16 protein-coding genes, 1 other RNA gene and 1 pseudogene are annotated in these 12695 nt (G+C 72.6%); 6 read left to right on the forward strand and 12 right to left on the reverse strand.

The window, feature by feature from the left end; genetic code table 11:
• Nucleotides 1-229 precede the first annotated feature (229 nt).
• The 5 genes from MVA48_RS06935 to MVA48_RS06955 all read right to left on the reverse strand — a co-directional run bounded on the left by MVA48_RS06935 (nucleotide 230) and on the right by MVA48_RS06955 (nucleotide 3519).
• Nucleotides 230-1192: a pilus assembly protein TadG-related protein gene (locus MVA48_RS06935; RefSeq protein ID WP_246987214.1), complete on the reverse strand. Its 963-nt coding sequence runs from the start codon at nucleotides 1190-1192 to the stop codon at nucleotides 230-232.
• The gene (locus MVA48_RS06940) at nucleotides 1180-1575 is read right to left on the reverse strand and encodes a TadE/TadG family type IV pilus assembly protein (RefSeq protein WP_246987216.1); all 396 of its coding nucleotides are present in this window, start codon (nucleotides 1573-1575) and stop codon (nucleotides 1180-1182) included. The genes MVA48_RS06935 and MVA48_RS06940 overlap by 13 nt, the downstream gene beginning before the upstream one ends.
• A 105-nt stretch (nucleotides 1576-1680) precedes the next feature.
• Nucleotides 1681-1875: a Flp family type IVb pilin gene (locus MVA48_RS06945; protein ID WP_246987218.1), complete on the reverse strand. Its 195-nt coding sequence runs from the start codon at nucleotides 1873-1875 to the stop codon at nucleotides 1681-1683.
• Between the two features lie 186 nt (nucleotides 1876-2061).
• Nucleotides 2062-2712, reverse strand: a complete 651-nt coding sequence (locus tag MVA48_RS06950; RefSeq protein ID WP_246987220.1) for a prepilin peptidase — start codon at nucleotides 2710-2712, stop codon at nucleotides 2062-2064.
• A gap of 153 nt (nucleotides 2713-2865) precedes the next feature.
• The gene (locus tag MVA48_RS06955) at nucleotides 2866-3519 is read right to left on the reverse strand and encodes a hypothetical protein (RefSeq protein ID WP_246987222.1); all 654 of its coding nucleotides are present in this window, start codon (nucleotides 3517-3519) and stop codon (nucleotides 2866-2868) included.
• A 431-nt stretch (nucleotides 3520-3950) separates the two neighbouring features.
• Between MVA48_RS06955 and MVA48_RS06960 the strand changes: the two genes are divergently transcribed.
• On the forward strand, nucleotides 3951-4121 hold the full coding sequence (locus MVA48_RS06960) for a DUF1059 domain-containing protein (protein ID WP_246987224.1): 171 nt from the start codon (nucleotides 3951-3953) through the stop codon (nucleotides 4119-4121).
• A 117-nt stretch (nucleotides 4122-4238) separates the two neighbouring features.
• Complete coding sequence (locus MVA48_RS06965; protein ID WP_246987227.1) at nucleotides 4239-5309, forward strand: Gfo/Idh/MocA family protein; 1071 nt, start codon at nucleotides 4239-4241, stop codon at nucleotides 5307-5309.
• Between the two features lies 1 nt (nucleotide 5310).
• Here MVA48_RS06965 and cobU read toward each other — a convergent pair whose 3' ends face one another.
• From cobU to MVA48_RS23380, 3 genes and pseudogenes are all read right to left on the reverse strand, one after another.
• Entirely contained in the window at nucleotides 5311-5853 is a 543-nt protein-coding gene (cobU, locus tag MVA48_RS06970; RefSeq protein WP_246987228.1) for a bifunctional adenosylcobinamide kinase/adenosylcobinamide-phosphate guanylyltransferase, read from the reverse strand.
• Nucleotides 5850-6179: an SbtR family transcriptional regulator gene (locus tag MVA48_RS06975; RefSeq protein ID WP_246987231.1), complete on the reverse strand. Its 330-nt coding sequence runs from the start codon at nucleotides 6177-6179 to the stop codon at nucleotides 5850-5852. Before MVA48_RS06975 ends, cobU begins: the two co-directional genes overlap by 4 nt.
• Nucleotides 6180-6262: 83 nt before the next feature.
• Nucleotides 6263-6466: pseudogene (locus tag MVA48_RS23380) on the reverse strand (helix-turn-helix domain-containing protein); the annotation flags it as partial.
• A gap of 33 nt (nucleotides 6467-6499) precedes the next feature.
• Here MVA48_RS23380 and MVA48_RS06985 point away from each other — a divergent pair.
• From MVA48_RS06985 to katG, 4 genes are all read left to right on the forward strand, one after another.
• Entirely contained in the window at nucleotides 6500-6715 is a 216-nt protein-coding gene (locus tag MVA48_RS06985) for a hypothetical protein (RefSeq protein ID WP_246987233.1), read from the forward strand.
• Nucleotides 6712-7233 carry a hypothetical protein gene (locus tag MVA48_RS06990; RefSeq protein WP_246987235.1) on the forward strand — a complete coding sequence of 174 codons (522 nt, stop codon included), beginning with the start codon at nucleotides 6712-6714 and terminating at the stop codon, nucleotides 7231-7233. The genes MVA48_RS06985 and MVA48_RS06990 overlap by 4 nt, the downstream gene beginning before the upstream one ends.
• An 88-nt stretch (nucleotides 7234-7321) precedes the next feature.
• Nucleotides 7322-7762 carry a Fur family transcriptional regulator gene (locus tag MVA48_RS06995; protein WP_305852295.1) on the forward strand — a complete coding sequence of 147 codons (441 nt, stop codon included), beginning with the start codon at nucleotides 7322-7324 and terminating at the stop codon, nucleotides 7760-7762.
• A 46-nt stretch (nucleotides 7763-7808) separates the two neighbouring features.
• The gene (katG, locus tag MVA48_RS07000; RefSeq protein WP_246987237.1) at nucleotides 7809-10028 is read left to right on the forward strand and encodes a catalase/peroxidase HPI; all 2220 of its coding nucleotides are present in this window, start codon (nucleotides 7809-7811) and stop codon (nucleotides 10026-10028) included.
• A gap of 69 nt (nucleotides 10029-10097) precedes the next feature.
• Here katG and MVA48_RS07005 read toward each other — a convergent pair whose 3' ends face one another.
• The 4 genes from MVA48_RS07005 to MVA48_RS07020 form a co-directional block, all read right to left on the reverse strand.
• Nucleotides 10098-10484, reverse strand: a complete 387-nt coding sequence (locus tag MVA48_RS07005; protein ID WP_246987240.1) for a hypothetical protein — start codon at nucleotides 10482-10484, stop codon at nucleotides 10098-10100.
• Nucleotides 10485-10514: 30 nt separating this feature from the next.
• Nucleotides 10515-11384 carry a phosphotransferase family protein gene (locus tag MVA48_RS07010; RefSeq protein ID WP_246987242.1) on the reverse strand — a complete coding sequence of 290 codons (870 nt, stop codon included), beginning with the start codon at nucleotides 11382-11384 and terminating at the stop codon, nucleotides 10515-10517.
• Nucleotides 11385-11409: 25 nt separating this feature from the next.
• Nucleotides 11410-11822: RNase P RNA component class A (gene rnpB / locus MVA48_RS07015), an RNA gene on the reverse strand.
• A gap of 105 nt (nucleotides 11823-11927) precedes the next feature.
• Nucleotides 11928-12647, reverse strand: coding sequence for a PIG-L deacetylase family protein (locus tag MVA48_RS07020; protein WP_246987244.1), 720 nt, complete (start codon nucleotides 12645-12647; stop codon nucleotides 11928-11930).
• Nucleotides 12648-12695 lie beyond the last annotated feature (48 nt).

Here is a 12695-nt window from a genome sequence, read left to right on the forward strand (position 1 = left end):
CGAGGGCGACCTTGGCGGCACGAGCTCGGTCCGGACCAGCTGGGCGAGCTCGTCGCCGGGCGTGCCCTCAGCAATCGGCTCGTCGACGACGAGCACCTCGACCGAGCGCATCCCGTCGAGGGCACGCGCGTCGGCACCCCGCACGTACGCCAGCAGCGCGAGGCTGCCGGCGACGAGCAGGACGAGCGCCGCGAGCGCGGCGAGAAGTCGACGTCGCACGAAGGCTCCCTTATCGGATCAGTCGGAGGATCGAGGACCCCATCGACGGGGCGTCGGGGCTGTAGTCCCAGGCGTCGGACAACTCCACGAAGCGGGTGAAGTAGCCGGTGACGCAGCGGTCGCTGCCGGTGGCGCCGCAGACCTTCTTGCCGGTGGTGTACTGGCCGCCGAAGTCGTAGCCGGTGAGCGTGAACGCGGCGTAGCCGTACACGCGGTACCAGGCGTTGCTGCCGGTGCCGCCGAACTCGTCGAAGATGGGCAGCAGCACCGTCCGGCCCACGTGAGCGGCGAAGTCCGCCTGGTCGCAGCCCGAGGGCGGCGTGTTGCCGGTGGACGACGTCATCTCCTGGTCCAGCGAGCTGGTGACCTCGCAGGACCCGTCGGTGGCCAGGAAGCCGAACCCGCCGGGGACGACGTTGCCCGAAGGGCCGGTGCAGTCGGGCAGGCCCGCGGACTTGCTGAGCTTGACCACGTGCTCGGTGGTGCCGGAGGGCAGCCCGCCACCGGTCTGCGCACGGAAGGCGCACCAGGAGAAGGTCAGCGGGAGGACGGCGGTACCCCGGCTGGGGCTCCCCCAGCCGACCTCGGCCGTCGCCGAGACCGCGGTCGCGTCGTGCCCCAGGACCGGGGCGAACCAGTGCTCCTTCGGCGTGCTGCCGGTGACGGTCACGCTCAGCGGGTCGGTGCTCAGCACGGGGTACTCAGCGGTGCCCTCGCCGTTGTTGGCGGTGATGAGAGCCTGCGCGGTGGCCAGCATGTCGCCGCAGTTGCCGCGCGAGCAGTCCTGCGCGACGGCGATCGCGGCGGCGTCCGCGGCGACCTGCAGGCGCGCCTTCTCGGCGTAGAGGGCGCCGACGTCGACGGCGATGGCCGCGAAGCCGAGCACCGGCACGAGGATCAGCGCGAAGACCGCGGCGGTTGCGCCGCGCTCGTCGCCGAGCCGGCGGGACAGGCGGGAGGTCAGCCGTTGCATCGCATGACCCCCGTCCCGTTCAGGGTCAGGCTCGAGCCGAAGAAGCCGGTGAGGTACGGCATCGGGTAGTCGATGGTCAGCCGGACGTTGGTGGTGCCGCCGCCGGTCGTGGGACAGACGTCCGGGGTGATGGTGATGTGCGCCGCGGTGACCGCCGGGTCCAGCGAGCTCGCGGCGTCCTGCACCGCGGCGATGGCCGCGCCCTGGTCGTTCTGCAGCGCCATGGCGCGGACGCCCTCGCGGGCGGCGGCCGACAGCGTGCCCTGGACCTGGAAGGCGTGGCCGAACTCGGCGATCCCCAGCACCAGCACGATCAGCAGCGGCACGATGAAGGCGAACTCCACCGCGGTCGCACCCCGTTCGTCGTCGATCCGCTCGCGCATGCTGCTCACCTCCGTCCGGTGCTCGGTCGTGCCGTTGTCGGCCTGATGCGTACGACGGCGCAGCGGTCCCCGCGGACGGGGACCGCTGCGCCGGCGGCGGATGGCTCAGAGAGCCGCGGTGATCTCCTCGAACAGGGCCAGCAGCTGCTCGCCGAGCAGCGTCACGGCGCCGATGATCACGACGGCGATGAGACCGACCATCAGGCCGTACTCGACGGCGGTGGCGCCCTTCTCCTCGCGCTTCAGGCGGTCCTGAGCGAAGGAGACGAGCGTGACGAGGGTCGCGAAGGGGTTGAGCATGGGGGGCTCCCTGGGGGTTCGCCGGACCGGTCCGGATCGGTTGACCCGGCCTTGCGGCTTGGGAGGCGTTGTCGGGTGCAGCTGGAGCCGGCTTGAGGCTTCTTCACCCGGACGGCCGACAGCGGCCCGTCGAACGGGTGAACGGCAGAGACTCCCGATCACCTTCGGTGATGGCAGTCGGCACTCTCAGTGAAGGGAAGGTGCGCTCCAGCCCAGTGCCAGGACGGTCGCGAGCAGCATCGCCGGCCCGAACGGCAGCTGTCCCTTCAGCCCGATGCGCCGGGTGGCCAGCAGGACGAGGGCGAGGACTGCCTGGACGACGAAACTGGCCGCCGCGGCCACGAACACCGCCTGCCAGCCCACCCAGCCGAGGAACAGCCCCAGCAGGGCGGCGAGCTTGACATCGCCCATGCCCAGGCCCGAGGGCGCGATCAGCGCGAGGACGAGGAACAGCGCGAAGAGGACGACGGCGCCGAGCACTGCCCGCAGCAGCGCCGGGCCGTCCTGCTCGACGGCCGCCGCGAGCGCGAGCAGACCGGCGCCGATGCCGATGGAGGGAACCACGACGCGGTTGGGCAGCAGCCGGTGGCGGAGGTCGATCGCGGCGAGCAGCACGCCGACCGCGGCCAGGAAGAGGTAGGCCGGCAGTTCCCACGAGAGGCCGAAGCGCGCGACGGCGAGGAAGAACAGCAGCGCCGTCACCAGCTCGACGACCGGCGACGGCGCGGCGTACCTGGCGGAGGCCGGCTCGTCCCACGGAAAGCGCCCCGCGGCGCGGTTGACGACGTACCCGACGGCCATCCCGAACGGGACGACGAGGGCGAGGAGGACCGTCACCTCGAGACGAGGGCTCGCACGACGGGCGCACTCAGGGCGGCGGGCACGGCGGACACCTTCGCACAGCAACCGCCCGCCTCGGCGGAAGCGCTGCCGAGCGTGGGAGCAGTGGGTCCCCGGCCCCGAGGTGACCGGGGACCCACGGCGCGCCGCCTACTCCTGGGTCGGCATCGGGCGGAGGCGCCCGGCGTCCACGCCCTGGGTGTAGCTCAGCGTGCCCGCGCTCGAGGTCCCGGTGATCCGGCGACCGTCGAGCCAGTCGAGGGTCACGGTGGCGTCCGCGGCGCGGTTGGCGTAGAGCCGGTTCGACTGGCAGTAGGCGATCCCCTCGCCGCACCAGGTGTACTCGTGCGTGGCATCCCGGGTCACCGCGCCGGTGCCGGTGAACTGGAGCGAGACGCTGATCTCTTCCCGCTCCACCGGGATGTCCCACCAGGGCTCCCCGTCCGACGGCGGCGGCACCTCCTCGTCGCCGGGCACGTACTCGTCACCGGGCACGTACCCGTCGCCGGGCACGTACTCGTCACCGGGCACGTACTCGCCGTCCGGCCACTCGCCGACGGGGAACTCCTCCTCCGGCCACTCGCCGTCCGGCCACTCGCCAACCGGGTCCTCGTCCGGATCCGGGGCGGACGGCGTCTCGAGGATGAGCGTCACGTCGCGGACCGAGGCCGTGCGCAGCGAGCGGTCGAAGGACACCTGGTCCGCGGTCAGGTAGGCCGACGCGGTGGAGTCCCACTCGCGGTAGCAGGGCTCGGGGTCGGCCTTGCAGGCCGGCTGGACCGTGATGGACAGGTGGCCCCCCACTCGTTGCGCGCGCCGAGAGTGTTCCGGGTCAGCCAGGCGGTGACGTGCCGGCCGTCGGGCAGGGTGATCTCGGCGGCGCCGTGGTAGCTGACGGCGTTCATGTGGGCCACGGGCACGGCCGGCCCGGCGGAGGCGGCCGTCGGGACGAGGACGAGAGCGGCGGCCGACAGGGCCACCGGTAGAGCGCGACGCGACATTGGGATCCCCTGTGTGTGCTGGTGCGCCGCCCGGAGGGGCGGAGTCGCGCGACGGTGCCACGCGGCCGAGGCGGGAGGACGCAACCGACACGGACAGTGGGGCGGCTGAGTCGTCAGTGTCCTGCGAGAACCGCGAGTTCCGTCGCCAGGCCTCAGATGCATCGCAGAACCGCTGGTCACGACGCCGGCGGAGGGACAAGGTGTGCGGCACACGAGTCCGTCGAGGAGGTCACCGTGAAGGAACTGAAGTGCCGCGATGCCGGGTTCGACTGCGACGCCGTCGTCCGCGGGGACACGGTCGACGAGGTGATGGCGCAGGCCGGACCGCACGCCAAAGAGGTGCACGGCGTCGACGTCACGCCGGAGATGCACCGGCAACTCGCGACGCTCGTCCGCGACGCCTGACCGACGCTCGACCGGCGCCCGGGTCGCCCACCGAGAGGCGGCGGCAGCCGCTTCCGGGACCTCGCCCGGAGCCGACCGTTCGGCGAGGATGTGCGAGCGGTGCGCCATGATTCGGCCATGGCGCACACCCACAGCGGCGGCACGGACGTCGAGGCCACGCTCGAACCGGTCCGGTTCGGCCTGGTGGGCTACGGGTTCGGCGGCCGATGGTTCCACGCCCCACTGCTCGGCGCGGCGCCGGAGTGCGCCTTCCTCGGGGTCGTGACCACGTCGTCCGAGCGACGGGCGCTGGTGGCCGGCGACCACCCCGGCGTCGCCACGTTCGCGTCCCTGGAGGAGCTGAAAGCCGCGGGCGCCGAGGCGGTGGCGATCTCCACTCCCGCCCACACCCACAGCGAGCTCACCGACCGCGCCCTCGAGCTCGGTCTCGGCGTGGTGTGCGACAAGCCGTTCGCCATGGACGCCGCGGCGGCCCGGCGGTCGGTCGAACTGGCCGAGCGGTCGGGTCTCCCCCTGTCGCCCTATCAGAACCGCCGCTGGGACTCCGACTTCCTGACGCTGCGCGCACTGGTGGCCGACGGCGTCCTGGGGGACCTGGTGCGGTTCGAGTCGCGGTTCGAACGTCTCGCCCCCGGGGACGGTCCGGGCGCCGCCGGCGGCGGGACGCTGCGGGACTTCGGCGCGCACCTCGTCGACCAGGCGCTCGTCCTTCTCGGCCCCGTCGCGTCGGTCTACGCCGAGTGGCGGCTGCGCGACAACGGTCTGGACGACGACGTCTTCGTCGCGCTGACCCACCGGAGCGGCGCGCGGTCCCATCTCTGGGGCAGCTGGAGCCAGGGCGCTCCGGGTCCGAGGTTCCGCGCCACCGGCACGTCGGCCGCCTACGTCAACCGGACGCTCATGGACATCCAGGAGGACCTCCTCCTCGCCGGCCACACGCCCGCGACACTCGGCGGGGAATGGGGCACCGAGCCGGCCGAGCGGTGGGGCAAGGTCTACCGCGGCGACTCCGGCGAGACCGTGCCGACGCTCGACGGCGCATGGAGCACCTTCTATCCCGCCTTCGCCCGCGCGGTGCGCGGCCTCGGCCCGGTGCCGGTGGAGCCGAGGGCCGCCGTTGCCACCGCCGAGGTCCTCGACGCCGCGCGGCGCAGCGCCACCGAGGGCGTCGTCGTCACGCTGGGGTAGGTCAGCGCAGCCGCTGCGGGAGGCCGGCCGTCACCAGCCAGACGCGGTCGGACGCCTCGGCGACGCGGGCGTTGAGCACACCCAGCTCGTCGCGGAACCGCCGTCCCGACGGGGTGGCCGGCACGATGCCCGACCCGACTTCGTTGCTGACGCCCACCACGCGCCGGCGGGACCCGCCCCAGGCGGACACCACGTCGTCGACGGCCGCGGCCAGGCGGTCGTCGGCGCCCGGCTGGTCCGTCCACACGCCCGAGTCGTCCATGACGCGAGCCAGCCAGGTGGTGAGACAGTCGACGAGCACTGGCGGCCCGGGGCGGCTCAGCACCGCGACGAGGTCGACGGTCTCGAGCGTCCGCCACGACGACGGCCGCCGCTCGCGGTGCACAGCGATACGGGCAGCCCACTCGGCGTCGTCGTCCGGGAGCGCACCGCAGGCGACGTAGTCCACCTTCCTCGCCCGGGCCAGGAGACGCTCGGCGTAGGAGGACTTGCCCGACCGCGCACCGCCGAGCACCAGCACCCGCCGGCGACGGCGGAGGTTCACGTCGCCCGCCCGTGGTCCTCGGCGCGCAGGCCGGCGACGGTGACCTCGACGAGACGCCGGACCGCCGCCTCCGACGGCAGCGTCCCGGCGGCGCCGAGCGCATGGAGGCAGTAGGCGGCCAGCTCGCCGGGCGGGACGTCGGGACGCACCCCGCCGGAGGCGGAGGCCTCGGCGAGAAGATCCCGGAGCAGGTCGAGGAGCTGCTGCTCCGCGTCCGCGACGTGCTCCCCGCGGTGGAGGAGGACGGCGAGCTCCGGCGTGCCGTGCCGTCCACGGTGGTGCGTGATGAGCGCGTAGGCCCCGAGGACCGCCTCGAGACGGGCCATGGGCTCCCCCACCGGTTGCGCAGCTCGCTGAGATGCGCCAGGTGCCCGGCAACGTGGCGCTGGTGGCCGGCCACGAGGATCGCCTCGACGTCATGGAAGTACCTGTACAACGTGGCGCGGCCGATCCCCGCCCGCTCGGCGACCTCCGACATCGTCACCGCGAGCAGCCCCCGTTCCGACACGAGTTCCCACGCGGCATCGAGGATCGTGTCGCGCACCGTCCGCCGATGCGTCTCGATCGTCTCGGTCCACAGCCTGGGCACGCGAGGAGCGTACGAGGTGCCCACGCCGTAGACAGGGTGTCTCGATAAAGTGACGGCATGGCCGAGCCTGATCGCAGTCCCACCGGCGCTCCACCCGGCATGCCGCGCTGGGTGAAGATCAGCGCCGTCGTCGCGGGGCTGCTCCTCGGGCTCTTCCTGCTCCTCAAGCTGACGGGGCTCGCCGGGGATCACGGGCCGCAGCGCCACCTGTCCGGGATGCCGGCGGGCGGCGCGGTGGCGAGCGCCGTCGCTCCGGTTCCGTCCCCGGCATGACGTTGCCACCGCGTTGGCGCAAGGCGGTGCTGACCACACACGTCGTCACGTCGGTCGGCTGGCTGGGGGCCGTCGGTGCTTACATCGCGCTGGACCTGGTCGCGTCGCTGAGCGGGGAGGCGGACAGGGTGCGCGCGGCGCATCTGGCGATGGAGGTGACTGCCACCTCCGTCATCGTGCCGCTGGCGATCGCCTCGGTGGTCATCGGGATCATCAACGCACTGAGCACCTCGTGGGGGCTGTTCCGGCACTACTGGGTCGTGGTGAAGCTCCTGCTCACCCTCGTCGCGACGACGGTCCTGCTGCTCGAGGTCCCGACGATCCGCATGCTCGCCGGGTCGGCGGCCGACGGCGTCGATCCGGGTGCGCTCCCTGGGACGCTGCCGCACTCCGTCGGCGGCGCGCTCGTCCTCCTGCTCATCACCGTGCTGTCGATCTACAAGCCGCGCGGCGAGACGCCGTACGGGTGGCGACGGCGACAGGGATCAGCGGGTCGATCCGCCGCCCGGACCGCGTAGGGGCCGGGCTCCGCCCGGTCCGGCCTTGGCTCGCCGGTCGGCGACCTTCGACTTGAATGATTCCAGATCATGCAGAAGACTCGACCGCGTGCCGGCGGACCTGGAATTCGAGGGCATGCTGCGCCAGGCGAACCTGCGCGTGACACGGCCCCGGACGGCCGTGCTGTCCGCAGTGCACCGGCACCCGCACGCCGACACCGAGACGATCATCGGCGTGGTACGCCAGGACCTCGCCGGGGTGTCGCACCAGGCCGTCTACGACGTGCTGCGCGCGCTGACCACCGCCGGCCTGGTCCGGCGGTTCCAGCCCGAAGGGTCGGTCGCCCGCTACGAGGCGCGGGTGGGCGACAACCACCACCACGTCGTCTGCCGCTCCTGCGGCGCCATCGCCGACGTCGACTGCGCCGTCGGCGAGGCTCCCTGCCTGACGGCCAGCGACGACAACGGCTTCGCGATCGACGAGGCCGAGGTCATCTACTGGGGTCGCTGCCCCGCCTGCTCCACGTCGCTGCCGGCGTCCTCCGCCTGAGCGTCCCCCCGTCCCCCGACCGAACAGCAACACAGAGAGGCACACCGTGAAGGACGAGTCCAACAAGGTCGAGACACGCAGCACCAGCGAGAGCGAGAACCCGGCGATCCCGTCGCCGGAGGCGCACACCGGCGGTCGGCCGCGCACCAACCAGGACTGGTGGCCCAACCAGGTCGACCTCTCGGTTCTGAACAAGCCCTCGAAGGACTCCGACCCGCTCGGTGAGGACTTCGACTACAAGGCGGCCTTCGCCGAGCTCGACGTCGAGGAGCTCAAGAGCGACCTGCGCACGCTCATGCGCACCTCCCAGGACTGGTGGCCGGCCGACTGGGGCCACTACGGCCCGCTGTTCATCCGCATGTCGTGGCACGCGGCCGGTACCTACCGGATCGCCGACGGCCGCGGCAGCGGCAACAACGGGGCACAGCGCTTCGCCCCGCTCAACAGCTGGCCGGACAACGCCAGTCTCGACAAGGCCCGCCGCCTGCTGCTGCCGATCAAGCAGAAGTACGGTCGCAAGCTCTCCTGGGCCGACCTGCTCGTGCTCGCCGGCAACGTCGCCCACGACGACATGGGCCTGCCGACCTTCGGCTTCGCCTTCGGCCGCGAGGACACCTGGCAGCCCGAGGAGGTCTTCTGGGGCCCCGAGGACACCTGGCTCGGCGACGAGCGCTACTCGGGTGACGAGCCGCTGAACCTCGACGAGGGCCCGCTGGCCAACGTCACCATGGGCCTGATCTACGTCAACCCCGAGGGCCCGAAGGGCAACCCCGACCCGGTGGGCTCGGGCCACGACATCAAGCAGACCTTCCGCCGCATGGGCATGACCGACGAGGAGACCGTCGCGCTCATCGCCGGTGGCCACACGTTCGGCAAGACGCACGGCAACGGCGACCCGTCCCTGCTCGGCCCCGAGCCCGAGGGCTGCCCCGTCCACGGCAACGGCCTCGGGTGGCACAACCCGCAGGGCACCGGAAAGGGTGCCGACACGATCACCAGCGGCCTCGAGGGCGCCTGGACCCCCACGCCGACGCAGTGGGACAACTCCTACTGGGAGACCCTGTTCGGCTGGGACTGGGAGCTCGTCACGAGCCCGGCCGGTGCCAAGCAGTGGCAGCCGACGAACCCCGAGGCGCAGGAGCTGGTCCCCGACGCGCACATCGCCGGCAAGAAGAACCCGCCGATGATGTCGACCGCCGACATGGCCCTGCGGATGGACCCGGAGCTGCGCGTGTACGCCGAGCGCTTCCGGGACGACCCGGAGTACTTCGCCGACCAGTACGCCCGCGCGTGGTTCAAGCTGCTGCACCGCGACCTGGGTCCGCGGTCCCGCTACCTCGGCCCGGACGTCCCCGCCGAGGAGCTCGTCTGGCAGGACCCGGTTCCGGCGGTCGACCACGACCTCGTGGGTGAGGCGGAGATCGCCGACCTCAAGCAGCGCCTGCTGTCCTCCGGTCTCACCGTCTCGCAGCTGGTGCACACCGCCTGGTCGGCCGCGGCGTCGTTCCGCAGCACCGACTACCGCGGCGGCGCCAACGGCGCCCGGATCCGCCTCGAGCCGCAGATCAACTGGGCGGCCAACGAGGGCGTCCGCGACGTGCTGCCCGTGCTCGAGCGCGTCAAGGACGAGTTCGAGCAGCAGACCGGGAACAAGGTGTCGCTGGCCGATCTGATCGTCCTCGGTGGCACCGCAGCGGTCGAGAAGGCCGCCGCGGACGCGGGCGTCCAGGTCACCGCGCCCTTCCACCCGGGGCGCACCGACGCCTCGCAGGAGCAGACCGACGTCGACAACTTCCGCTGGCTGGAGACGCGGGCCGACGGCTTCCGCAACTGGATCGACCCGGGCACCAAGATCTCCCCGGAGACGCTGCTGGTCGAGAAGGCCTACATGCTGAACCTGACGGCCAAGGAGATGACGGTGCTCGTCGGCGGGCTGCGCGTGCTCGGCGCCAACACCGGCGGCACGAAGCACGGCGTCTTCACCGACCGCCCGGGCGTCCTGTCGCAGGACTTCTTCCGCAACCTGCTCGACCTGGGCGTCTCGTGGTCCACGTCGGCCGAGGCCGAGGGCGTCTACGAGGGCCGGGACGCCGACGGCAACGTCGTCCGCACCGCCACCGCCGCCGACCTGGTGTTCAACTCGAACTCCATCCTGCGAGGCATCGTGGAGGTCTACTCGTCCGATGACGCCAAGGAGAAGTTCGTCCAGGACTTCGCCCGGGCGTGGGTGAAGGTCATGGAGCTCGACCGGTTCGACCTCGCCTGATCCCGGCTCGACCGCGACGGCCCGCCGGTGCATCCCGGCGGGCCGTCGTGCGCTCGCCTGGCGGGCCGGTCAGCGGGAGAGCAGCGGACGCCCGGTGGTCAGACGGATGCCCAGCGTCGCCCGGGCCCGGCCCACCAGGCCGGTCGCGTAGCGGAACCGCTTCGGCCCCGGAAGCCGTTCTTCCAGCTCGGCGACGCGCCGCTCGAGCGCTCGCACGCGGTCGTCCTCCCGCCCCGGCTCGCTGCGGGCCATCTGCGCGAGCCCCTCGGACAGACCGCCGACCAGCGTGGCGACGTCCTCGGGGAGCAGCCGGACCGTGCCCACGCACGTCCCGTGCCGCCAGATGCTGAGGTTCAGCAGCCCGGCGTCCTCGTGCGCGGAGACGCGGACGGAGCGCCCCTCGCCGCGGAGGTCCTCGATCCACTGTCCGTGCCGCGGGAGCGGGATGACCGTCATGGAACAGGTTGGGCGCAGGGGGTGGTGGCGTCAATCCGACGCGATGCCGAGCGCAGCGCGGACGGCAGCGGTGTCGCGGGCGTGCCGAGCAGTCCCGTCGTCGTACTCCAGGCACCACAGCAACTGGTGGACCAGGGCCCGGCGGGCGTACCCGTCGTCCGCCGGAACGGCGGCGCGGTAGACCTGCCAGAAGCCGGGCCCGGTCATGCCGTCCCAGAAGGCCATGCGAGCGACGTCGGACTCCGACGGCCCCGCCCACGCCTTCTCCCAGTCGAGCACGCCGGTGACCCGCCACTCCCCCGCCTCCTGGCCCAGCAGCACGTTGCCGTGGTGCAGGTCGTCGTGGACGAGGGTCGGCCGGCCGGCGGCGTACAGGTCCGCGTCGCGGTCGAGGACGGCGTGGAACAGGTCCCGCGAGGCGGCGTCCTCGATGCGCAGGTCGGCCCTGCGGTGCAGCGCCTCGACCTGGGAGTGACCCGCCGGGCTGCCCTGGTGGTCCAGCTCGCCGAACGACGCCATGGTCACCGACTGGATCGCGAGCAGCGTCTCGGCGAACCGCCGGTGGACCGCCCGGACGGCGTCGTGGTCGAGCTGGGGGCGCAGCCGATGCCACTCCGTGCCCTCGACGTGGGCGCGCAGGAGGTATCCGTCGCCGACCGCGACGACGTCGGGGACGGGGACCCCGGCCGCCCGGGCCAGCCCGACGACGGCGGCGGTGCGCGCGTGGTCGGCTCCCGTCAGCGTGAGGACGAGCGGCCCGGGTGACCCGGACACCTCCAGCCGGAGGACGACGCCCCGCGACGACTCCTGCAGCGTCGCGACGTCCAGGAGACGGCTGCCCGACCCCAGCTCGGCCGCGACGAGCGACCGGATGAGGTCCTGCAGCTCCCGGGGCGGCACCGCGCGACTCCTCTCGGGCGGGCGACGGACGAGTCGGCCTGTACGCCGGGTTCTGTCCACGGGCGCCTCGCGGCCTCCCGATGGGCGGTCATCCATCTAGGCCTGCCGTTGCCGGCAGGCTCCAGCGGGCTACCCGCAGGCATCGGGCGGGCCGCCCTCGAACGCCTGCGCAGGACGCCGGCGAACCGCCGTCCCTCTTGCCCTTGCTCCGGGTGGGGTTTACCGAGCCACACCGGTCACCCGGTGTGCGGTGGTCTCTTACACCACCGTTTCACCCTTACCAGTGCTGTGCCCGAAGACGCGACACTGGCGGTCTGTTCTCTGTGGCACTGTCCCGCGGGTCACCCCGGGTCGCCGTTAGCGACCACCCTGCCCTGTGGAGCCCGGACGTTCCTCGGCGACGGGTTCCCCCGCCGACGCGACCGCCCAGCCGACTCGTCCGTCGTGATCGACAGTCTAGGCGCTGGGTCCAGCCGAGCGGGTGCGCCAAGGCCCCACGATCGGACGGCGAACGCTCACTCAGCGCACCCACTCGGCCGGAACTCAGCCCCAGAAGAGCCGGAAGCCGACCCGTCGGCCGCCGTCCTCCCGGAGGGTCGACATGTCGACGACCTGACGTGCCTGCATGTCGACAGGGTCGTCGGACAGCAGCTCCAGGTACCGCCTGTGCTCCGCCAGCGACTGCACCGCGAGCTCAACGGTCTCGCTGACGTCGACCTCGTGCGGCGGATCGGTCATCTCCGACACCGCGATGTACTGCACGCCGCGCCAGGGCTCCTCGTCGAGGTCGGGGAAGATCCACTCGTTGGACGCGTCCGCGACGGCGTCGATGACGCACTGGCCCAGGGCCCGGTGGTCGGCGGAGTTGACGTACGCCGGGGAGACGCCCGGCGGCGTCCACGTCGGACCGAAGTAGCCGGTCACCACGAGTTCCGGCTTGTGCCGCCGGATCGCCGCGGCCAGGTCGCGCCGCAGCTCGGGCCCCGCTACCAGCACGCCGTCCCGGTGGCCGAGGAACTCCACCTCGGTCACACCGACGACGGCGGCCGACCGCCGCTCCTCGTCCTCCCGCAGTGGACCCGCCTGCGCCGGCGGCACGCCGGCCATCCCCGCCTCGCCGCGGGTGGCGAGCAGGTAGTGCACCTCCTTGCCGGCCGCGGTCCACACGGCCACGGCGGCGGCCAGGCCGTACTCGATGTCGTCGGGGTGGGCGGCGACGACCAGGGCGCGCTGCCAGTCGTCGGGCATGGGGGACGTCGGCATGCGCGGCAGTGTGCCGTAGCCACGGCGCCGAGCGAACCTCCGCCAGGA

The sequence above is a fragment of the Blastococcus sp. PRF04-17 genome, assembly GCF_023016265.1.
GTDB lineage: Bacteria > Actinomycetota > Actinomycetes > Mycobacteriales > Geodermatophilaceae > Blastococcus_B.

What these genes read in the sequence shown, in the direction of transcription:
- MVA48_RS07005 (WP_246987240.1), bottom strand. Translation starts at nt 10,484, where the DNA reads ATGACGGTCATCCCGCTCCCGCGGCACGGACAGTGGATCGAGGACCTC.
- MVA48_RS06990 (WP_246987235.1), top strand. Translation starts at nt 6,712, where the DNA reads ATGACGTTGCCACCGCGTTGGCGCAAGGCGGTGCTGACCACACACGTC.
- MVA48_RS06975 (WP_246987231.1), bottom strand. Translation starts at nt 6,179, where the DNA reads ATGGCCCGTCTCGAGGCGGTCCTCGGGGCCTACGCGCTCATCACGCAC.
- MVA48_RS06985 (WP_246987233.1), top strand. Translation starts at nt 6,500, where the DNA reads ATGGCCGAGCCTGATCGCAGTCCCACCGGCGCTCCACCCGGCATGCCG.
- MVA48_RS06935 (WP_246987214.1), bottom strand. Translation starts at nt 1,192, where the DNA reads ATGCAACGGCTGACCTCCCGCCTGTCCCGCCGGCTCGGCGACGAGCGC.
- MVA48_RS07020 (WP_246987244.1), bottom strand. Translation starts at nt 12,647, where the DNA reads ATGCCGACGTCCCCCATGCCCGACGACTGGCAGCGCGCCCTGGTCGTC.
- MVA48_RS06965 (WP_246987227.1), top strand. Translation starts at nt 4,239, where the DNA reads ATGGCGCACACCCACAGCGGCGGCACGGACGTCGAGGCCACGCTCGAA.
- MVA48_RS06945 (WP_246987218.1), bottom strand. Translation starts at nt 1,875, where the DNA reads ATGCTCAACCCCTTCGCGACCCTCGTCACGCTCGTCTCCTTCGCTCAG.
- MVA48_RS06940 (WP_246987216.1), bottom strand. Translation starts at nt 1,575, where the DNA reads ATGCGCGAGCGGATCGACGACGAACGGGGTGCGACCGCGGTGGAGTTC.